The 17578-nt window shown below is 61.4% G+C and carries 23 protein-coding genes; 13 read left to right on the top strand and 10 right to left on the bottom strand.

Annotated elements, in window-relative coordinates; all coding sequences use genetic code 11:
• Window positions 1–6: 6 nt before the first annotated feature.
• Together GTW25_RS01950 and GTW25_RS01945 are read right to left on the bottom strand one after the other, a co-directional pair.
• The gene (locus GTW25_RS01950; RefSeq protein ID WP_252910298.1) at window positions 7–939 is read right to left on the bottom strand and encodes a VOC family protein; all 933 of its coding nucleotides are present in this window, start codon (window positions 937–939) and stop codon (window positions 7–9) included.
• 199 nt (window positions 940–1138) lie between these two features.
• Complete coding sequence (locus GTW25_RS01945; protein WP_252910297.1) at window positions 1139–2179, bottom strand: PRC-barrel domain-containing protein; 1041 nt, start codon at window positions 2177–2179, stop codon at window positions 1139–1141.
• Window positions 2180–2397: 218 nt separating this feature from the next.
• Between GTW25_RS01945 and GTW25_RS01940 the strand changes: the two genes are divergently transcribed.
• Window positions 2398–3315, top strand: a complete 918-nt coding sequence (locus GTW25_RS01940) for a diacylglycerol/lipid kinase family protein (RefSeq protein WP_252910296.1) — start codon at window positions 2398–2400, stop codon at window positions 3313–3315.
• Between the two features lie 55 nt (window positions 3316–3370).
• Here the strand turns inward: GTW25_RS01940 and GTW25_RS01935 are convergent, their stop codons facing one another.
• Genes GTW25_RS01935 through GTW25_RS01925 form a run of 3 tightly spaced genes read right to left on the bottom strand, consistent with a single transcriptional unit; the run spans window position 3371 to window position 4413 of the window.
• Window positions 3371–3589: a hypothetical protein gene (locus GTW25_RS01935; RefSeq protein ID WP_252910295.1), complete on the bottom strand. Its 219-nt coding sequence runs from the start codon at window positions 3587–3589 to the stop codon at window positions 3371–3373.
• Between the two features lie 13 nt (window positions 3590–3602).
• Window positions 3603–4070, bottom strand: a complete 468-nt coding sequence (locus GTW25_RS01930) for a hypothetical protein (protein WP_252910294.1) — start codon at window positions 4068–4070, stop codon at window positions 3603–3605.
• A gap of 7 nt (window positions 4071–4077) precedes the next feature.
• Window positions 4078–4413, bottom strand: coding sequence for an ElaB/YgaM/YqjD family protein (locus GTW25_RS01925; RefSeq protein WP_252910293.1), 336 nt, complete (start codon window positions 4411–4413; stop codon window positions 4078–4080).
• Between the two features lie 124 nt (window positions 4414–4537).
• Between GTW25_RS01925 and GTW25_RS01920 the strand changes: the two genes are divergently transcribed.
• The gene (locus GTW25_RS01920) at window positions 4538–5644 is read left to right on the top strand and encodes an AI-2E family transporter (RefSeq protein WP_252910292.1); all 1107 of its coding nucleotides are present in this window, start codon (window positions 4538–4540) and stop codon (window positions 5642–5644) included.
• Here GTW25_RS01920 and GTW25_RS01915 read toward each other — a convergent pair.
• Window positions 5637–6398 carry a Crp/Fnr family transcriptional regulator gene (locus tag GTW25_RS01915; protein WP_290127843.1) on the bottom strand — a complete coding sequence of 254 codons (762 nt, stop codon included), beginning with the start codon at window positions 6396–6398 and terminating at the stop codon, window positions 5637–5639. The two genes, GTW25_RS01920 and GTW25_RS01915, sit on opposite strands and share 8 nt — an antisense overlap.
• A gap of 165 nt (window positions 6399–6563) precedes the next feature.
• Between GTW25_RS01915 and GTW25_RS01910 the strand changes: the two genes are divergently transcribed.
• Entirely contained in the window at window positions 6564–6986 is a 423-nt protein-coding gene (locus tag GTW25_RS01910) for a response regulator (protein WP_252910291.1), read from the top strand.
• Here GTW25_RS01910 and GTW25_RS01905 read toward each other — a convergent pair.
• A complete protein-coding gene (locus GTW25_RS01905; protein ID WP_252910290.1) occupies window positions 6972–7520 on the bottom strand; it encodes a sigma-70 family RNA polymerase sigma factor in 549 nt (182 codons plus the stop codon). The genes GTW25_RS01910 and GTW25_RS01905 overlap by 15 nt on opposite strands.
• A gap of 1 nt (window position 7521) precedes the next feature.
• Window positions 7522–7713 carry a NepR family anti-sigma factor gene (locus tag GTW25_RS01900; RefSeq protein ID WP_252910672.1) on the bottom strand — a complete coding sequence of 64 codons (192 nt, stop codon included), beginning with the start codon at window positions 7711–7713 and terminating at the stop codon, window positions 7522–7524.
• Between the two features lie 245 nt (window positions 7714–7958).
• On the opposite strand from GTW25_RS01900, the gene GTW25_RS01895 reads away from it, so the two are divergent.
• From GTW25_RS01895 to GTW25_RS01880, 4 genes are all read left to right on the top strand, one after another.
• A complete protein-coding gene (locus GTW25_RS01895) occupies window positions 7959–8753 on the top strand; it encodes a response regulator (RefSeq protein WP_252910289.1) in 795 nt (264 codons plus the stop codon).
• Window positions 8754–8857: 104 nt separating this feature from the next.
• Window positions 8858–9025 (top strand): DUF1328 domain-containing protein, encoded by a 168-nt coding sequence (locus tag GTW25_RS01890; RefSeq protein WP_252910288.1) that lies wholly within the window; start codon window positions 8858–8860, stop codon window positions 9023–9025.
• A gap of 93 nt (window positions 9026–9118) precedes the next feature.
• Window positions 9119–10084 carry a sensor histidine kinase gene (locus GTW25_RS01885; RefSeq protein WP_252910287.1) on the top strand — a complete coding sequence of 322 codons (966 nt, stop codon included), beginning with the start codon at window positions 9119–9121 and terminating at the stop codon, window positions 10082–10084.
• A gap of 278 nt (window positions 10085–10362) precedes the next feature.
• A complete protein-coding gene (locus tag GTW25_RS01880) occupies window positions 10363–10557 on the top strand; it encodes a hypothetical protein (RefSeq protein ID WP_252910286.1) in 195 nt (64 codons plus the stop codon).
• 11 nt (window positions 10558–10568) lie between these two features.
• Here GTW25_RS01880 and GTW25_RS01875 read toward each other — a convergent pair whose 3' ends face one another.
• Window positions 10569–10718, bottom strand: coding sequence for a histidine kinase (locus GTW25_RS01875; protein ID WP_252910285.1), 150 nt, complete (start codon window positions 10716–10718; stop codon window positions 10569–10571).
• A gap of 132 nt (window positions 10719–10850) precedes the next feature.
• Between GTW25_RS01875 and GTW25_RS01870 the strand changes: the two genes are divergently transcribed.
• The gene (locus GTW25_RS01870; RefSeq protein ID WP_252910284.1) at window positions 10851–11444 is read left to right on the top strand and encodes a shikimate kinase; all 594 of its coding nucleotides are present in this window, start codon (window positions 10851–10853) and stop codon (window positions 11442–11444) included.
• Window positions 11441–12550: a 3-dehydroquinate synthase gene (aroB, locus tag GTW25_RS01865; RefSeq protein ID WP_252910283.1), complete on the top strand. Its 1110-nt coding sequence runs from the start codon at window positions 11441–11443 to the stop codon at window positions 12548–12550. Before GTW25_RS01870 ends, aroB begins: the two co-directional genes overlap by 4 nt.
• A gap of 3 nt (window positions 12551–12553) precedes the next feature.
• On the opposite strand, the gene GTW25_RS01860 is transcribed toward aroB, so the two are convergent.
• Window positions 12554–12859 carry a BolA family protein gene (locus tag GTW25_RS01860; RefSeq protein WP_252910282.1) on the bottom strand — a complete coding sequence of 102 codons (306 nt, stop codon included), beginning with the start codon at window positions 12857–12859 and terminating at the stop codon, window positions 12554–12556.
• Window positions 12860–12993: 134 nt separating this feature from the next.
• Here GTW25_RS01860 and GTW25_RS01855 point away from each other — a divergent pair, with 134 nt between their 5' ends.
• The 4 genes from GTW25_RS01855 (at window position 12994) to GTW25_RS01840 (ending at window position 17578) form a co-directional block, all read left to right on the top strand.
• A complete protein-coding gene (locus GTW25_RS01855; RefSeq protein ID WP_252910281.1) occupies window positions 12994–13614 on the top strand; it encodes a J domain-containing protein in 621 nt (206 codons plus the stop codon).
• Between the two features lie 70 nt (window positions 13615–13684).
• Complete coding sequence (gene cobS, locus GTW25_RS01850) at window positions 13685–14671, top strand: cobaltochelatase subunit CobS (protein WP_252910280.1); 987 nt, start codon at window positions 13685–13687, stop codon at window positions 14669–14671.
• Window positions 14672–14678: 7 nt separating this feature from the next.
• On the top strand, window positions 14679–16577 hold the full coding sequence (gene cobT, locus GTW25_RS01845) for a cobaltochelatase subunit CobT (protein WP_252910279.1): 1899 nt from the start codon (window positions 14679–14681) through the stop codon (window positions 16575–16577).
• On the top strand, window positions 16574–17578 hold the full coding sequence (locus tag GTW25_RS01840) for an esterase-like activity of phytase family protein (protein ID WP_252910278.1): 1005 nt from the start codon (window positions 16574–16576) through the stop codon (window positions 17576–17578). The genes cobT and GTW25_RS01840 overlap by 4 nt, the downstream gene beginning before the upstream one ends.

The following is a 17578-nucleotide window of genomic DNA, read 5'->3' as shown; positions in this document are numbered from 1 at the left end:
ACGGCCTCAATCGGTAATCGGTTGCAGGTTCTGCTCCAGATATGAGCGCAGATGCTCGTGCTGCGAAGGCAGCTTGAGCGCTTCGCCCAGATGCGCCGCATCCTCATCGCGCGCAAAGCCCGGTTCGTTCGTCGCGATCTCGAACAGGACGCCGCCCGGCGTGCGGAAATAGATCGCCCAGAAATAATCGCGGTCGATGACCGGAGTGATCTGCTGTCCGGTCTCCAGCAGGGCTTTGCGGACCGCAAGCTGCGCGGCGCGATCCTCGACGGCGAACGCCACATGGTGGACGGAGCCGGCGCCCTGCTGCGCATGCGTCATCATGGGATGCGCTTCGAGGTCAACGATGTTGGCATCGTTGCCGCCGTGAATCCTGAAGCGACGAACCGCTCCCTCCTTGCCGTGTTCGGTGTAGCCCATCGCGGCTAGCAATTCGGCCTGCCGTTCGGTGTCCTGCAATCGCATGGCGACCGAGCGGAACCCGCGAATGGCATGATCGGCATCGACGCCGTTTCCTGTCCATGGCGCGCGCGCATCATCGACCGTCTCGACGAGTGCGAGCCCGTCCCCGTCCGGCCCCTCGAAACGCAGGCCGCTTTCCCCGAAACGGTCGTATCTCGCCACGCCTGTGACGTCGTGTTCCGCAAACCGCTTTTCCCAGAATCCGAGCGAACCTTCCGGCACCGAAAAGACAGTCGTTCCGACTTCACCCGTACCTGGACGACCACGCGCCGCATTGGGAAACGGGAAATAGGTCATCACCGTACCGGGCGTTCCCGCGCCGTCGGCATAGTAGAGGTGGTAGACGTCCGGCGCATCGAAATTGACGGTCTTCTTAACGCGGCGAAGTCCGAGCGTGTGCGTATAGAAGCGATTATTCGTCTGGGCATCGCGCGCCATCGCCGTTACGTGGTGGAGTCCCTTGATCTGGTCGATCATGTCCAATCCTTTCTGCGTCGCGGATTTGTCCGCTTGTCCATGGTCCATATTTGAGACCATCCCAACGAATTGAAAGATCGTTCCACAGAATGCACTGTTCTCGATATGTGAACGATACGATAATGTTGTTCACACAAATGTCGTGCCCAAGAAAAAGGCCCGGGAAAATCCCGGGCCTTTCGAAGATCATGTCGACCGATCAGTTGGCCGGATTGACCAGAAGCTGATCGTCACGCTGATCGGCGAAGGTCGCCTCGTCATATTCAGGCTGAGCTTCGAGCTGCTCTTCCGTAAACGAGGTGTAGAGATAGTATTCGCCGTCCTCGTCCGTCATGAAGGCCAGATTGTCCATGTCGACAGCGACGTTCTTGGCTCCCATTCCGAGGAAGCCGCCAACATCGATGGTCACCGCATCGACGGCGTCGCCATCGAGAATGACATCGCTGATGGAGCCGACATTCTCGTCGTTTGCACCGTAGACCGTTGTGCCGATCAGTTCGTCGGCGCTGAGCCCTGCGGCATCGACTTCAGTGAGCGTCGAACGATCGATCGCTGCGGTCTGCGTTTCGTCGGTGGTCGGCGCGGCAGCCATGTCATCCGTCTCGGTCCCTTCGGCGGGAGCGGTCGCCATGCTGTCCGTCGCAGCATCGTCACCGGCGGCGTCATCCGTAGCGGGAGCGGCGGCCATGCCATCCGTTGCAGCGGCATCGTCTGCCGGAGCCGCGGCGTCGTCAGTTGCTGCCGGAGCGGTTGCCGCTGCGCCAGTTGCTGCCATGCTGGCCGGATCGCTCGGATCATAGAGATCGCGGTCGAACGCTTCCTGCTGCTCGAGCTGTTCGCGGGTCGTCGGAACGACGAGCCAGACGGAGCCATCATCGCGCTGCGCCCATTCGATCTCGGCATATTCGAGAGCGACGTCCTTCTGGCCGAGGCCAAGGAAGCCACCGACGCCGACGACGATCAGATCAGCACGACCTTCCGTGTCGAGGACGATGTCATTGATGGTGCCGATGTTTTCGGCATCGTCGCCGACGCCGTTATAGACGGTTTCACCGATGATGTTGGTAGCCAGATGGCCCTCGATCGCTTCGGGACCGGGTGTCTCGACAGCCTCGGCAGGGGCCGTGTCCGTCATCGGCGCTGCGGCCGGATCCTGTTCGGCCGGAGCCGTCGTCTGGGCCATTGCGCCCGTCGTCAAAAGAGCTGCGATTGCAGTAGTCGCCAAAAGGGTGCGGATCATGGTAATTCTCTCCTTGTGCATCCGTGCACGGCCGCGACACCAAACTTTTCGCAGAGGGCGGGGTCGCGGCCTCCGGATAAACAACGCGACTTTCTGGCAGTGGTTCCGTTGAAATCGCTGCTTGCAGTCGATTTCGGAGTTGCCAAACGGAACTTGCGGAGGCGTTGCCTCTTTCCTGATCCAGTCGGCACATGCCGGATTGTGGAAAAGGGCGTCCAGTGAATTTCAGCGTAATCTTGAACGGCGAGGGTGGTACGCTGCGCACCACCGAGCTCGACGCACTGTCGAACGATATCCGGGACAGGTTCGCGGCAGCCGGGCATTCCGTCGAGATCAGGGTGGTGGAGGGCGGCGAGCTTGAAGCCGAACTTGACCGTGCCGTCGCGAACAAGGATGTGGAAGCGGTCGTGATCGGCGGCGGTGACGGCAGTGTGTCGGGTGCCGCGGGCAAGCTGATGGACACGGGCAAGGCCCTTGGAGTGCTGCCGGCGGGCACGATGAATCTTTTCGCCCGCAGCCTTCGCATCCCGCTCGACCTTGCCGAGGCGTTGGATGCGCTGGCGACCGCGCCCGTCGAAAAGGTCGATATCGCAACGGCGAACGGGCGTGCGTTCGTGCATCAATATTCCATTGGCATGCACGCCAAACTCGTGCATCTGCGCGAACAGCGCGAATTCGCATCGCGGCTGGGCAAAATCAGGGCGTCGGCGCAGGCGGCGCTGCGCGCGGTGCTCGATCCGCCGCGCATCAAGTTGCACCTGAAGCTGGCGGACGGCAGCGAGATCGAGGCGCGTACCTCGTCGATCGGCATCACCAACAATCTGTATGGCGAAGGGCACATACCCTATACCGACACGCCGGATGGAGGCGTGCTCGGCATCTACATCACCAAGGCACGCACGCGCCGCGAAATGTTTTCGTTCCTGGCCAAGATGGCGATGGGAAAATGGCGCAGCAACGAGCAGGTCGCGATCTACCAGACGACTGAGGTTGTCCTTGAAATCCTGTCGGCGCATCGCCGGTTTCGCTGCGTCATCGACGGCGAACTGTGCGAGTTGGAAAAAAGGGTGGAGCTGAAAATCCACCCTGGCGCGCTTAAGGTCTTGCGGCCTGCGATACCCGACCCGGACAAATAAAAAGGGGGCGTCGATGACGCCCCCTTTTCTTATCGATACGATCACAAGGATCGTCCTATTCAGTGACCGGCGTGTTGCCGCCGGGCGCTTCCACCGGCTGTTCCGTGGGAGCGCCGCCGACCGGGTCCTCGGGCTCGATCGCCCCGCCGAACAGGCCGACCGCCCAGCCCACGATGCCGGCAAGCACGAGAGCGACGATGAGGATCGTGAGCAAATGGGTACCCTTGCGGCCCTGTCGGGCCTCGGTCGGGTTAACCTTGACTTTGTCGTCCATGGCCAGTGCCCTTCTATCGATTGTTGAGGTGATCGCGGGGGCGACGGCGAGCTGCGCGCGATCCCGTATTTTCCTTGAAGATCAGGTAGCCGATGACCCCCAGAACCGGCACTGTCAAAGCCGCCGCCGACCTGGGATTGGCCAGAAGCGCCGGCAACGCTGCGACCGCAGCGGTTGCTGCGAGCGCTTTCGTGTCGACGGCCCGCTTTCTGGCGATTCTGCGGGCCTGCGCTTTCGCGGTGACGTTTTGGAAAACGACCGTCACGATCGCCAGCGCCACGAATATTCCGGCAAAGATGAGCGCGGCAGTGATCGCCCCCCACCTGCCGGCAGCCCAGACGTAAGCCGCTATCAGCGCGAAGAAAACGCCGAACAAGATGAAGAGAGCGGCCGCGCCATAGGCGATAGCCGCCCGCTTCGCCCGTCCGACCATGTTCGCCGTTTCACCGGCGGCAAGGGATGCGATGAGGCTTCCGAGCATTGTCAGCTCAGCGGCGCGTCAAAAGCGCCAGCACGAAACCCACGCCGGCGGCGATGGCAAGCGCGCTGATCGGCTTCTCGCGAACGGCATCCGTCAACTGCGCCTCGTAGTCGTGAGCCTGCTCGCGAATATCCTCGATCGCCGCTTCGCTGCGAACCTTGAGGTTTTCGATGCCGGAAGACGCGACGCGCCGTGCAGAATCATAGGAGTTCTGGCCAGCTTCGCTCAATTGGTCCTTGAGCTTGGTCACGTCGCCGCGAAGACGCTCTACCTCGGCTTCCAGTTCGGCCTTTGTCTTGGCGTCGCTTGCCCGGACTTTTGCGGTTGTGCTCGGTGAAGCCATGAAGATTACTCCTGATTATATTGCCCTGCACACAACGTGCGCGTCTCTTTCCAGTTCCAGTGATTTATGAGCAGGAACGAATTTATCCCACCCCGCGTTGCGCGCTGGTACTGGAGATAATTATTTGACCTCAAGACGCCTCGATCAACGACCACCCATCGTTCGCCTGCCGCCGAAATCGAACTACGAGATCGTGTTGCAGCGCTCGTCGCAGATCGCACTCGTCGTGCTTGGCCTTCTGGGAATCGCATTGGCGCTTCACTTCGGTCGTTTCGTGCTGGCGCCGACCGCTTTCGCCCTTGTCATCGGACTTGTGCTCGGGCCGGTTGCAAGTCGCATCGAGGCGCGTGGCATAACGCCTTACATTTCTTCTTTGCTGGTTTTCATCCTGTTCGTCGTCATCGTCTGCCTCGTGGCTTTGGCGCTGGTGGGGCCGCTGTCGTTCTGGGCCGATCGCGCGCCGCAGATGTGGGATCAGTTGCAACTGCGCATCTCGCAACTTCGCGAGCCGATCGAGGCTTTGCGGAACATTCAGTCCGGCTTGCGAGATGCCACCGGCGATACCGGCCTGACCGTTTCGCTGGAGGAAGGCTCGCCGATGGACAGCCTGATCACGGTCGCGCCGGCGATCGGCGCGCAGGTCCTGATCTTCATGGCCAGTCTCTACTTCTTCGTCGCCACGCGTCACGAGACGCGGCTTGCGGTCCTGAAACTTTGCGTGGGGCGCCGTCTGCGCTGGCGCACGGCGCATATCTTCCGCGATGTCGAGGCGCTGGTCTCGCGCTATCTGTTGTCGATCACGGCCATCAATATCGGGCTTGCGGTCGCCGTCACTGGCGCATTATGGCTCGTCGGCGTTCCGTCTCCGGCGCTGTGGGGCATTCTGGCGGGCCTGTTGAACTTCGTCATGTATATAGGGCCGGCGATTATGGCGGCGATTCTGTTCGCCGTCGGTCTCGTCACCTATGACACCATTCCCGGCAGCCTGATGCCGCCGCTGGTCTATCTCGCCGTCAATCTCATCGAGGCGCAGTTCGTCACGCCCCTCGTCATCGGACGAATGATGACGCTCAATCCGTTCATCGTGCTTCTGGCCCTGACGTTCTGGATCTGGATGTGGGGCCCGATCGGCGGTTTCGTAGCCATTCCCGCGCTTCTGGTCGGCTACGCGATCGCGCGCAATCTGATCCCCGGTTGGGGCGGCGTTGAGGGACCGAACCTGCCTAAATGAAGGGCCGAAGCTTGTTCGACTGGTCGCCCGTCCATCCTGCCAGCTTCTCCAGACCCTCAAGGTCGAGCACGGCGCAACCTCGGTCGCGCCATTGGAGAAGTTGGCGCTCTGCCAGCTTACGCACCGTCTTGTTGGTGTGAACGAGAGAAAGGCCCAGCGTGTCTGCCACATGCTGCTGCGTGATCGGTATTTCCAGCGGCGTCTTCTGGCTGTGAAGCCCCGTGCCTTCCGCACGCCGCAGGAGAAAGGCGATCAGATAGGCAAGCCGTTCCATCGCGTTGCGCCGTCCGATGCTGAGCAGGTTCTCGTCAAGCATGCACTCTTCGCGTGAGGCGATCCAGGTGATGTCGTAGGCAAGGTCGGGATGCTGCTCGTAGAGCGTTTGCAGTTCGTTGCGCTCGAAAACGCACAGGATCATCGGCGAGAGCGCTTCCACCGAATGTTCCATTTCCCCGAGCATCGTGCCCTGCAATCCGATGAGATCGCCAGGCATCGCATAGTTGACGATTTGCCGCCGACCGTCCGAGAGCATTTTGTAGCGAAAGCTCCATCCTTGCAGGATGGTGTAAAGATGCGGATTGCGGGTGCCTTCCGACAGGACGGTGGCGCCGCGATCCACGGTCAGTTCACCCTTCTTGAAACGGCTGATGAATTCCAGTTCCGGTTTGGTGAACTGCCGGAAAATCTGGCGGGCGTGCAGCGGACACTTGTCGCATGGATATTTGCGCGCGGAACGGATCGCGATATCTGCCAAGCCAAGCTCCCGGAAAACGGAATAAGGTTCCTTCGAAGGCGACTATAGACAGCGCTTTTTCCGCTTGTCAGCGCATTTGTGAGGCATGCTCAAATATATTCGATAAAGCTGATGGACATGTCATAATTAAATGACAGATCGGGACCGTGCTGGGCACTTGCAGCAATGAGCGAAAAACGTGAACCGGGCGACAAGCCGCTAAAAGATTTGCGCATCCTGGTGATGGAGGACGAGTTTCTCATCGCCATGGATGTCGAGCAGATTTGCCACGACCACGGGGCGGAGGAAGTGGTCATCCTGCGCACGTTGAAGGAGCTCGATGATCGCACGATCATCGAGCGTGGTATCAGCGTGGCCGTGGTCGATGTGATGCTGGCCGGCGAGTCCACTGTCGAATTTGCCAGATCGCTTCGCGATAGACGCGTACCGTTCGTCTTTGCCACCGGCTACGCCGAAAACGAACATCTGTTCGAAGCATTTCCCGGCATCCGCGTCGTTGGAAAGCCCTATTCCGGGCCGACCCTGATCACCGCCATTGTAGAGGCGATGACCGAAGGCGAGACCGGCAAAACTTCACGCGGCGTTTGATCCCATCACCTGCGCGGCGATGGCGTCGGGTCCGTAGTCTGATTCTCCGGAAACCTTGAGCAGTTCCTGCAGGCGCGTGCGGGCACGGCTGACGCGGCTCTTGATCGTGCCGACGGCGCATTCGCAGATTTCGGCCGCCTCTTCATAGGAAAAGCCGGACGCGCCGATCAGGATGATGGCTTCGCGCTGATCCTCGGGTAAGCGCTCCAGGGCATTCTTGAAGTCGCCGAGGTCCATCGAGCCGTGCTGGCTGGGATGAACGGCAAGACGCGCAGTCATCGCGCCGTCGCTGTCCTGCACCTCACGGCCGCGCTTGCGCATTTGCGAGTAGAATTCGTTGCGCAGGATCGTGAAGAGCCATGCCTTGAGGTTTGTGCCCGGCTGGAAGGACGATTGCTTGTCCCACGCTTTGACAAGCGTTTCCTGAACGAGATCGTCCGCCCGGTCCGAATTTTGCGAGAGCGAGACGGCGAAGGCGCGCAGGCTCGGCACCGCACTGAGCAGTCCGGTCTTGAAGTCGGTGTCGCCAGCCATGCTATTCTCCCTTGCGAGCGGCGTCGCCCGTTTCGCGCTCTTCGAGCTGCTTGAGCAGGTCGGCGAATCGGTCAGGGATTTCTTCGGTTACGAGTTCGTCATAATATTGTTTGAGGCGACGTCCGATCTCGGAATTCGAACCGAGCGGCTCTGCGCGCTCGACGGCATCCTCTTTTTTGACATTTGGCTTCATACGCGGTTCGCTGTCCCCTGAATGTGTGTCTTCTGCCCAACGTGCGGCAATCGCCATGCATTGACCCCTGTCTTCACTTGTCGCAACTTGTTTCCACTCGGTCACGCCAAGCCATAAAATCGTTATCCAACGTCATGTCCCGACGATTCGTTCCGTGCCGCTGGAACTTTTTTGCTGCGACGCCGTTTGAGGGGCGCTACTGATCCGCATTACCCGCCTTTATGTCTTGAGGGAGACGTTCCAATATGAGTTTATCCGCAAGGATTGCGCCGCATTTGCCGTTCCTGCGCCGTTTTGCGCGTGCCGTATCCGGCTCGCAAACGAGTGGCGATGCGCTCGTCGCCGCCACGCTGGAAGCAATCATTGCCGATCCAGCCGTTTTCCCCGCCGCTTCGACCGACCGGATCGGCCTGTATCAGATATTCACCAAGCTGTTTTCCTCGATCGCCGTGCGCGTTCCCGAAGAAGCGCCGGCCAATCCGTGGGAAAGCCGGGCGGTGGCCAATCTGTCGTCGCTCGCGCCCTTGCCCCGCCAGGCGTTCCTTCTGGTTGCCGTCGAGGGGTTCGGCGAGCGCGAGGCCGCTGAAATTCTCGATGTCGGACAGGACGAGTTCACGCAGCTTCTCGGCCAGGCGAGCAACGACATCTCCCGTCAGGTCGCGACGGATATTCTGATCATCGAGGACGAACCGCTGATCGCCATGGATATCGAGCAGATGGTCGAGAGCCTCGGGCACCGCGTCGTCGGCACCGCGCGCACCCACAAGGAAGCGACGGCGCTGTTCAAGACCAGTAACGCGAAGATGGTGCTGGCCGACATTCAGCTTGCCGATGGCAGTTCGGGTATCGACGCGGTCAACGAGATTCTTGCGTCGGCGACCGTCCCTGTCATCTTCATCACCGCCTTCCCCGAGCGCCTTTTGACGGGCGAGCGGCCGGAGCCGGCTTTTCTCGTGACGAAGCCTTTCAACCCTGACATGGTCAAGGCGCTGATCAGCCAGGCACTGTTCTTCGACCGCCAGTCGCAGGCTGCCGCCTGATCGTTGTCGCCCGCCGCACATTGGCAGGCCGTCGAGTGGGAACAACCGCACTCGACGGCGCGTTTAGTGCTTCAATGGCGGCGGGCCATCAAGGGAGATTTCAGATGCTTCGCTGGGCACTCGTATTTCTTGTGGTCGCGCTCATTGCCGGTGGCTTGGGTTTCGGCGGCGTCGCCGGCGCGTCGGCTGGTATCGCACAGATATTGTTCTTCATCTTTCTGGTGCTCCTTGGCGTTTCTCTGGTCGCCGGCTTCATGAGGCGCACGAATTGATTGTGATCTGGGTCAGGCGCGCAGATATGCGGCTGCGGCTGCCTGCGGAATGGTAATTGGGGGCATCCTGGCGTGAGCTTTGAGACCGCTGACATGATCGACGAGGAGCGCGTTCTCGCTACCGCGTTGAAAAATGCCGGTGTGGCGGTCATCGCTCAGGATCGAAACCTGAAAGTACTTTGGACGCAGAATCTGCCTTCGTCGTGGCAGGGGGGAGCGGTCGCCGGCAGTTCCGATGAAGATTTCCTTGGGGAGGCCGATGCGCAAGCGTCGATTGCCATCAAGCGTCAGGTGCTGGAAACCGGTCAATCTGACAAGTACGAATTGCGGTACGGGTCCGGCGATGGCGGTCGGTGGTTCTCGATCTGGGTGGACATCCGCCGCGATCCCGCAGGCGATGTGCAAGGCGTTCTGTCGACGATCGTGGATATCACCAACCAGAAGCATCGTGAGCAGACATTGCGTACTCTGCTGCGCGAAGTCAGCCATCGTTCCAAGAATCTTTTGGCGATCATACAGAGCATCGCCACACAGACCGGCCGCTATTCCGGGTCGATTGACGTCTTCCTCGCGCGATTTCGCGGGCGTATTCAGTCGCTGGCTTCCTCTCAGGATCTCGTGACCTCGTCCAATTGGCGCGGGGCGATGCTGAGCGAACTGGTCGCCGGGCAGGTCAGCCGCTACTGCGAGGATCCCGAATTCTCGATCCGCCTGAAGGGCGTCGATCCCTATCTCAATCCCAACGCCGCCCTGCATATCGGCCTCGCACTGCACGAGCTTGTCATCAATTCCATGAGCCACGGCGCGCTGTCGCGTCCCAACGGCTATGTCAGCCTGTCCGCCATACTGGAAGAAAATGAAGACAAGAAGCGTGTCGTCATTTTGAACTGGCACGAAAACACGCGCGTTGCCGACAGCGAAATCGGCGACAGGAGATTCGGCAGCATCGCGCTGGAACGCGTCGTGCCCGCGTCGCTGGAAGGGGAGGCGACGCTTAGCTTCGCGGACGGGTATCTGGATTATCGGCTGAGCATCCCCGAAGACAATTTCGAACTTTGATCGCGGCGGAATTTTTCGACTGCCCAAAAAGAAAGCCGGCCACTTGGGCCGGCTTTTCAGATTGGAGAAGGTGTTCGGGGGATCCACGCTTCATCCTGAAGTGAAGCACCCTTCGCGTGGGGGGCGATTGGAGGGGTCGGCGTCGGGCCGCTTCACCTGACCGATAATCCACGAACTCGCGTCGGGTTCCGCTACGTTCATTCTTTTTTGATTTTTCGAAAGGGAACCGAAAAAGCCTCGTCGCCGTTCTATTGCCATCGTATAGGCGAGGAGATGGGATGATGGTCGCTCACATGACGAACCTCGAACGCGCAGCCCGCGTTGCCATGGGCGGCCACCATGAAGACAATTCCGATCCCTTGCCGCCCGGACCCAATTACGGCCCGTTCGGCTATTTCCGTCTCGCATTGATGATCCTGGCCGGGCTGATAGCCGGCCTGATCATCGTCAACGTGCTCGGCATCTGGGCCTGACGCCAAGGCGATCAACGCGGAGGCTGTAGCCTTTCCGCTGGGATGCGAACGGTCATTTCGCCGCGATTCGGCTCGACGAACATGACGAGCGCATACATTGCGCCGTAGCCGATCCCGGCCAGAATCAAGAGCGTCATCAGAAACCGGAAAAGTGTCGGCATCGGTCTCCCAATAGTCCGCTGCGTTGCCTGTTCCTTTATGGGACGGCCTCCAGCCGAGCGCAAGCTTAGTCTCGATCGCGGCGCTTGACGTCCAGCGCGTTCCTGTCGATACCCGAGAGGAAGGGGCGGGGCATGGACGCGAAGGCGATGACGGATCAGGTGGAGCGCGTGCGTGCCCGCATAGGGAAAAGACCGATCGTTCTGGTCGGCCTCATGGGGGCAGGCAAGACATCGGTCGGTCGGCGCCTTGCGCAACTTCTCGACATGCCTTTCGCCGACAGCGACCACGAGATCGAGTCCGTGTCGCGCATGAGCGTTCCCGAACTGTTCGAGGCTTATGGCGAAACCGAGTTTCGCGCGTTGGAGCAACGCGTCGTCACCCGGCTCGTAACGGGTTCGCCTGCCGTCATCGCGACGGGGGGAGGGGCATATATGAATGCCGACACGCGCGCGGTCATCCGTGCACATGCCGTGTCGGTTTGGTTGAATGCCGATCTCGACACGCTGATGGAACGTGTCTCCCGCCGGTCAAATCGCCCGTTGCTCAAGGCGGCCGATCCGCGTGCCGTCATGCGCAAGCTGATCGCGGACCGCTATCCGATCTATGCCGAAGCCGATATCGCCATCGTCAGTCGCGATGCGCGCCATGCCGTCATCGCCGGCGAGATCATCGACGCCATCGAGCAGACGATCCTTGCCGAGAACGAAAAGGATGAAATCCATTGAAAGCCCGTGTCGATGTCGAACTTGGCTCGCGCAGTTATCCGATTTTGATCGAACCGGGCGCGCTCGATGCCGCCGGCAAGGCAATCGCCGACCGGCTGCCGGGTGCCCGTGTCGCGATCGTCACCGATGAAAACGTGGCCGAGCATCATCTGCCGCGGCTGACCGCATCGCTCGATGCTGCCGGAATCGCGCACGAGGCGCTCATCCTGCCGGCCGGCGAGGCGACGAAGCGTTTTGACCGGCTGGAGGAGGTCGTCGATTTCATCCTTGCAGGCCGCTTCGAGCGCAACGATTGCGTGGCCGCGCTCGGCGGCGGTGTCATCGGCGATCTGGCGGGCTTTGCCGCCGGAATCGTTCGGCGCGGCATGGAATTCGTCCAATTGCCGACCTCGTTGCTCGCGCAGGTCGATTCGTCGGTGGGCGGCAAGACGGGTATCAACACGCGGCGCGGCAAGAACCTCGTCGGCGTTTTCCAGCAACCGGCGCTCGTTCTCGCCGACACCGCCGCCCTCGACACGCTTTCGCCGCGCGAGTTTAGGGCAGGCTATGCCGAAGTCGCGAAATACGGGTTGATCGACCAGCCGGATTTCTTCGCATGGCTTGAGACGAACTGGCCTGCGATCTTTGCCGGCAGCGCGGAGCGCGTCGAGGCGATCCGCCGTTCCTGCGAGGCGAAAGCGGCCGTCGTCGCGCGGGACGAACGCGAAACCGGTGACCGCGCGTTGCTGAATCTCGGCCACACATTCGGCCATGCGCTCGAAGGCGCGACCGGCTACGACAGCACCCGCCTCGTCCATGGCGAGGCGGTCGCGATCGGCATGGTGCTGGCGCATCGCTTTTCCGCGCGGCTCGGCCTGATCGATCCGGGCGAGGTGGATCGCGTCGAACGGCACCTGAAAGCCGTCGGACTGCCGACGGCGATGGCGGATATTCCGGGTGACCTTCCTGGCGCGGAGGCGCTTTTGACCTATATTACGCAGGACAAGAAGGTGAAGCGCGGTACGCTGACCTTCATTCTCACGCGCGGCATCGGTCGCTCTTTCATTGCGAAAGACGTATCGCCGGACGAAGTCCTCGCCTTCTTGATGGAGAACTTGCCGGGCTGACCTTTACCAGCGGGTCGCTTCGCCGGGTGCAGCCGGTTCGACGGCGAGCGCGTGCACATCGGTCTTGAGTTCAGCGGCGAGCGCTTCGTTGACGGCGCGGTGTCGCTCGATCCGGCTCATGCCGGCAAAGGCGGGCGAGACGATACGGACGCGAAAATGTGTCTCGCCCGCACCGTCGAAAGCCTCATGATGGCCCGAATGCTGGTGATGGTGGCCGGCATGAAGGTGGCTTTCATTGATGACGATGAGCCGTTCGGGACGAAAACGCTCTGTGAGTTTCGTTTCGATGGCGGTCTGGATCGTCGTCATGGGAAGCTCCTGTCTGCGGCGCGTTGCCGCTTGTAGCTGATTTGCCGGTATGACGTGCATAGACGGCCGAAAGTCAATTCTTGTTTCGCGCGCCGAAGCATCCATAATTCGCGGTTCGACGATCACGAGTCCTCATGAACGCCTATTCGAAATACTTCGAGAAGATCAAGGTTCGCCGTTCGCCCGAAGCCGAGCGCGCGGCAAGCGAGCCCGTATGCCAATGGGACGGCTGCGAGCAGGCCGGCACGCACCGTGCGCCTGTCGGCCGTATGGCGGAAGGCCAGTACTTCAAATTCTGCTTCGACCATGTGCGCGAATATAACAAGGGTTTCAATTACTTCTCCGGTGTGCCCGACAGCGACATCGCCCGCTTCCAAAAGGAGGCGCTGACGGGGCATAGGCCGACATGGAAGATGGGGGCCAGCAAAGGCGCGCAGGCATCGCCGGATTTCGCCCAGAAGCGCTCGGGCAGGGCCGGATACTATCAGCGCCTGCGTGATCCCTACGGTATGTTCAATGACGGCGTCGATCCCAATGACCGCCCCCGCCAGCGCAAGCTGAAATCGCTTGAGGCCAAGGCCATGGAAACCTTGGGCCTGGAGCTCTCCGCGACTGGCAGCCAGATCAAGCAGCGCTATAAGGAACTGGTGAAGAAGCATCACCCCGACGCCAATGGCGGCGATCGTGCCTCCGAGGACCGGTTCCGCGATGTCATCCAGGCATACCGGATGCTCAAGCAAGCGGGTTTGTGTTGATTGCGCCGTCTGCTAAACGGATGGCCTGAAGAGAGACGAGCGGCGGAATCCCGCCGTATGTGGAGACATGATGAACAAGGTTGACCGCGACATCGCAAACCTGCCCGACACGACCGTTTCGGTCTCAAAGACCTTCGGTTTCGAGTCCGAGATGGTCGTGCCCGCCTATTCGGGCGCCGATGCGCATGTGCCAGATATCGATCCCGACTATCTGTTCGACAAGCAGACCACGCTCGCGATCCTCGCCGGCTTCACCTACAATCGCCGCGTGATGGTTTCGGGCTATCACGGTACCGGCAAGTCGACCCATATCGAACAGGTCGCCGCCCGGCTTAACTGGCCCTGCGTGCGCGTCAATCTCGACAGCCACGTCTCGCGTATCGATCTCGTCGGCAAGGACGCGATCGTCGTGCGCGAGGGCATGCAGGTCACCGAGTTCAAGGACGGCATCCTGCCCTGGGCCTACCAGCACAATGTCGCGCTCGTCTTCGACGAATACGACGCCGGCCGCCCGGACGTGATGTTCGTCATCCAGCGCGTGCTGGAGTCCTCCGGCCGCCTGACCCTGCTCGACCAGAGCCGCGTCATCCGCCCGCATCCGGCTTTCCGCATCTTCGCAACCGCCAACACGGTCGGTCTCGGCGACACGACGGGCCTTTATCACGGCACGCAGCAGATCAATCAGGCGCAGATGGACCGCTGGTCGATCGTCACCACGCTGAACTATCTGCCGCATGACGACGAGGTGAACATCGTCCTCGCCAAGGCCAAGCATTTCCGCAACGAAAAGGGCCGCGACACGGTTAACAAGATGGTCCGCGTCGCCGACATGACACGCTCGGCCTTCATCAACGGCGATCTGTCAACGGTCATGAGCCCGCGCACTGTGATCACCTGGGCGGAGAATGCCGAGATATTCAAGGATGTCGGCTTCGCCTTCCGCCTGACCTTCCTCAACAAATGCGACGAACTCGAACGCAGCGTCGTCGCCGAGTTCTACCAGCGCGCCTTCGGCAAGGAACTGCCCGAAAGCGCCGCCAACGTCGTTCTCGCATAGGATCGCAATGGCCGGGCCGGGCGACAATTCCAGGGTGAAGACGGGCAAGGGCGTCGAGACGGACACGTTCAAGCGTGCCGTGTCGCTGTGCGTGCGCGCCATATCCGGCGATGCGGAAATGGAAGTCTCTTTCTCCAAGGAGAAACCGGCGCTAACGGGCAGCCGCGCGCGTCTTCCCGATCTGCCGCGCAAGCCGAGCGCCAACGACATCGCGGTCACGCGGGGGCTGGGCGATTCGATGGCGCTGCGCCGCGCCTGTCACGACAATTCCGTCCATTCGCGCCTTGCTCCGCAGGGCAAACAGGCGCGCGCGATCTTCGATGCGGTGGAGCAGGCCCGTGTCGAAGCCATAGGCTCCAAGGCGATGGCGGGCGTCGCCGACAATATCGGCTCGATGCTCGAAGACAAATATTCGAAGGCGAACCTTGCCGCTGTAGCCGACCGGGCCGATGCTCCGCTGGAAGAAGCCGTCGCGCTGATGGTGCGCGAGCGGCTGACCGGACGCGCGCCGCCTCCGAGCGCGGAGCGCGCTGTTTCGCTGTGGCGCGACTGGATCGAGGACAAGGCCGGCGAAACGCTCGACGGCCTGGCCACCAATGTCGGCGACCAGCAGGCTTTTGCGCGCGTTATGCGCGACATGCTCGCCTCGATGGACATGGCCGAAGACCTTGCCGAGGACGAGCAGTCCGACGACAGCGAGGATTCGGACGACGACCAGCCGCAGGGCGAGGACGCAGCCGACGAAGGCGGCGAGGATGATTCAGGCTCGGACGACAGCCAGGCTGACCAGTCGCAGGAAACGAGCGAGGATCAGGAAGGCGGCGAGACCGAGGCGACCGACGCGTCGGCCGACGACATGGCGGACGATGACGAACTCGATGCCGAAACGCCCGGCGAGACCCGCCGCAACAATGAATCCATCACGAATCTGCCGAAGGAGATCGACTACAAGGTCTTCACGCGCGAATTCGACGAGACCGTGAGTGCGGCCGAACTGTGCGACGAGGAAGAGCTTGAGCGCCTGCGCGCCTTCCTCGACAAGCAGCTTGCCAATTTGCAGGGCGTCGTCGGGCGGCTTGCAAACCGTCTCCAGCGCCGCCTGATGGCGCAGCAGAACCGGTCGTGGGAATTCGATCTGGAGGAAGGCTATCTCGATCCAGCGCGCCTCGTGCGCGTCGTCATCGATCCCATGCAGCCGCTCTCGTTCAAGCGCGAGCGCGACACCAATTTCCGCGATACCGTCGTCACGCTGGTGCTCGACAATTCCGGCTCCATGCGCGGCCGTCCGATCACGGTCGCTGCGACCTGCGCCGACATTCTGGCCCGCACGCTGGAGCGTTGCGGCGTGTCGGTCGAGATTCTCGGCTTCACCACGCGCGCATGGAAGGGCGGACAGGCGCGCGAGAAGTGGCTGAAAGGCGGCAAGCCCGCCGCGCCCGGCCGGCTGAACGATCTGCGTCACATCATCTACAAGTCCGCCGACGAGCCGTGGCGGCGCGCGCGCCGCAATCTCGGGCTGATGATGCGCGAGGGCCTGCTCAAAGAGAACATCGACGGCGAGGCGCTTTTGTGGGCGCATCAGCGCCTGGTCGCGCGGCCCGAGCAGCGCAAGATCCTGATGATGATTTCGGATGGCGCGCCGGTCGACGATTCGACGCTCTCGGTCAATCCGGGCAACTATCTCGAACGGCACCTCCGCGCCGCGATCGACCTGATCGAGACACGCTCGCCGGTGGAGTTGTTGGCGATCGGCATCGGCCACGACGTCACGCGCTACTATCGCCGCGCGGTAACGATCGTCGATGCGGAAGAGCTGGCGGGCGCGATGACGGAGCAGCTTGCCAGCCTCTTCGAAGAGGAGAACGCGCGCGACACGCGCCGTTCCGGACTGCGCCGGGCTGGATGAAACGCGGCGTTGGGTGCAGCGCTCTGGCAGCCCTCATCGTCTCGACGGCCGTTGCAAACGTCGCCGGCAACCAACCTTTCGCCATAGGTATCGAGACATCGCCGATCAATTCGTTCGCCATTGTCGGCACCGACGCGGATTACGGTCCGCTGAGGTTTATCGGCGGATTTTCGATGACCGGCGACCGGCGCGAATTCGGCCAGTTGTCTTCCTTCCGCTTCCTGACACCCGGCGAGCAATTTCTTGGTGTCGCCGATCACGGCTACTGGTTTGCCGGACGCGTCGCGCGCAATGCAGAGGGCGCGCCCGTCGGCCTTGCCGACTTCACAATGCAGGCGATGGTCGACGAGGCGGGCAGGGTGATCGACGACAAGCACCGCGTTGATGCGGAGGGACTGTCGATTTCGAATGGCATCGCGACCGTCTCTTTCGAGCGGCAGGCGCGCGTTTCGGAATACCGCATCGAGCCGGACGGCATGGGCGGGCCGATCCGTGAGCTCGACTTTCTCATTCCGCGCCACGAACTTCGCTACAATGCCGGAATGGAGACGGTGGCCAAAGCGCGGGACGAAGGTCCGCTCGAAGGAGCCCGTGTCGTCGTCACGGAAAAGTCGATCGATACCGATGGCAACATCTTTGCAGCCGTCATCGAAGGCCCGCAAAAAGGCATCTTCAAGATCCGCCGCACCGACGAGTTCGATGTCACCGACGGCGTTTTCCTTCCCGATGGCGATCTGCTTTTGCTGGAACGACGCTTTTCCTATGTCCGGGGCGTGGCCATGCGCCTGCGCCGCATCGACGTGCGGGAAATTCGGCCTGATGCACTTGTCGACGGCGAAACGTTGATCGAGGCCGGCATGACCTACAATATCGACAATATGGAAGCGCTCGACGTGTTCCGCCGAGACGACGGTACGCTGGTCGTCGCCCTGATGTCGGACGACAACCAGTCGTGGGTTCAACGCTCGCTCTATCTGGAGTTCGAACTGGCGGAAGATTGA

The organism is Aliihoeflea aestuarii (assembly GCF_024105665.1).
In the GTDB taxonomy this organism is placed as follows: Bacteria; Pseudomonadota; Alphaproteobacteria; order Rhizobiales; family Rhizobiaceae; genus Aliihoeflea; species Aliihoeflea aestuarii.
Note: the sequence above shows the minus strand (reverse complement) of the source record. Positions and strands in the feature narration are given on the sequence as shown.

Bases quoted from the DNA above. Each gene is read 5' to 3' on its own strand.
- GTW25_RS01905 (WP_252910290.1), bottom strand. From the start codon at position 7,520: ATGGCTGGCGACACCGACTTCAAGACCGGACTGCTCAGTGCGGTGCCG.
- GTW25_RS01855 (WP_252910281.1), top strand. From the start codon at position 12,994: ATGAACGCCTATTCGAAATACTTCGAGAAGATCAAGGTTCGCCGTTCG.
- GTW25_RS01890 (WP_252910288.1), top strand. From the start codon at position 8,858: ATGCTTCGCTGGGCACTCGTATTTCTTGTGGTCGCGCTCATTGCCGGT.
- cobS (WP_252910280.1), top strand. From the start codon at position 13,685: ATGAACAAGGTTGACCGCGACATCGCAAACCTGCCCGACACGACCGTT.
- GTW25_RS01910 (WP_252910291.1), top strand. From the start codon at position 6,564: ATGAGCGAAAAACGTGAACCGGGCGACAAGCCGCTAAAAGATTTGCGC.
- GTW25_RS01880 (WP_252910286.1), top strand. From the start codon at position 10,363: ATGATGGTCGCTCACATGACGAACCTCGAACGCGCAGCCCGCGTTGCC.
- GTW25_RS01875 (WP_252910285.1), bottom strand. From the start codon at position 10,718: ATGCCGACACTTTTCCGGTTTCTGATGACGCTCTTGATTCTGGCCGGG.
- cobT (WP_252910279.1), top strand. From the start codon at position 14,679: ATGGCCGGGCCGGGCGACAATTCCAGGGTGAAGACGGGCAAGGGCGTC.
- GTW25_RS01925 (WP_252910293.1), bottom strand. From the start codon at position 4,413: ATGGCTTCACCGAGCACAACCGCAAAAGTCCGGGCAAGCGACGCCAAG.
- GTW25_RS01840 (WP_252910278.1), top strand. From the start codon at position 16,574: ATGAAACGCGGCGTTGGGTGCAGCGCTCTGGCAGCCCTCATCGTCTCG.
- GTW25_RS01870 (WP_252910284.1), top strand. From the start codon at position 10,851: ATGGACGCGAAGGCGATGACGGATCAGGTGGAGCGCGTGCGTGCCCGC.
- GTW25_RS01935 (WP_252910295.1), bottom strand. From the start codon at position 3,589: ATGGACGACAAAGTCAAGGTTAACCCGACCGAGGCCCGACAGGGCCGC.
- GTW25_RS01895 (WP_252910289.1), top strand. From the start codon at position 7,959: ATGAGTTTATCCGCAAGGATTGCGCCGCATTTGCCGTTCCTGCGCCGT.
- GTW25_RS01950 (WP_252910298.1), bottom strand. From the start codon at position 939: ATGATCGACCAGATCAAGGGACTCCACCACGTAACGGCGATGGCGCGC.
- GTW25_RS01885 (WP_252910287.1), top strand. From the start codon at position 9,119: ATGATCGACGAGGAGCGCGTTCTCGCTACCGCGTTGAAAAATGCCGGT.
- GTW25_RS01945 (WP_252910297.1), bottom strand. From the start codon at position 2,179: ATGATCCGCACCCTTTTGGCGACTACTGCAATCGCAGCTCTTTTGACG.
- GTW25_RS01900 (WP_252910672.1), bottom strand. From the start codon at position 7,713: ATGAAGCCAAATGTCAAAAAAGAGGATGCCGTCGAGCGCGCAGAGCCG.
- GTW25_RS01930 (WP_252910294.1), bottom strand. From the start codon at position 4,070: ATGCTCGGAAGCCTCATCGCATCCCTTGCCGCCGGTGAAACGGCGAAC.
- GTW25_RS01860 (WP_252910282.1), bottom strand. From the start codon at position 12,859: ATGACGACGATCCAGACCGCCATCGAAACGAAACTCACAGAGCGTTTT.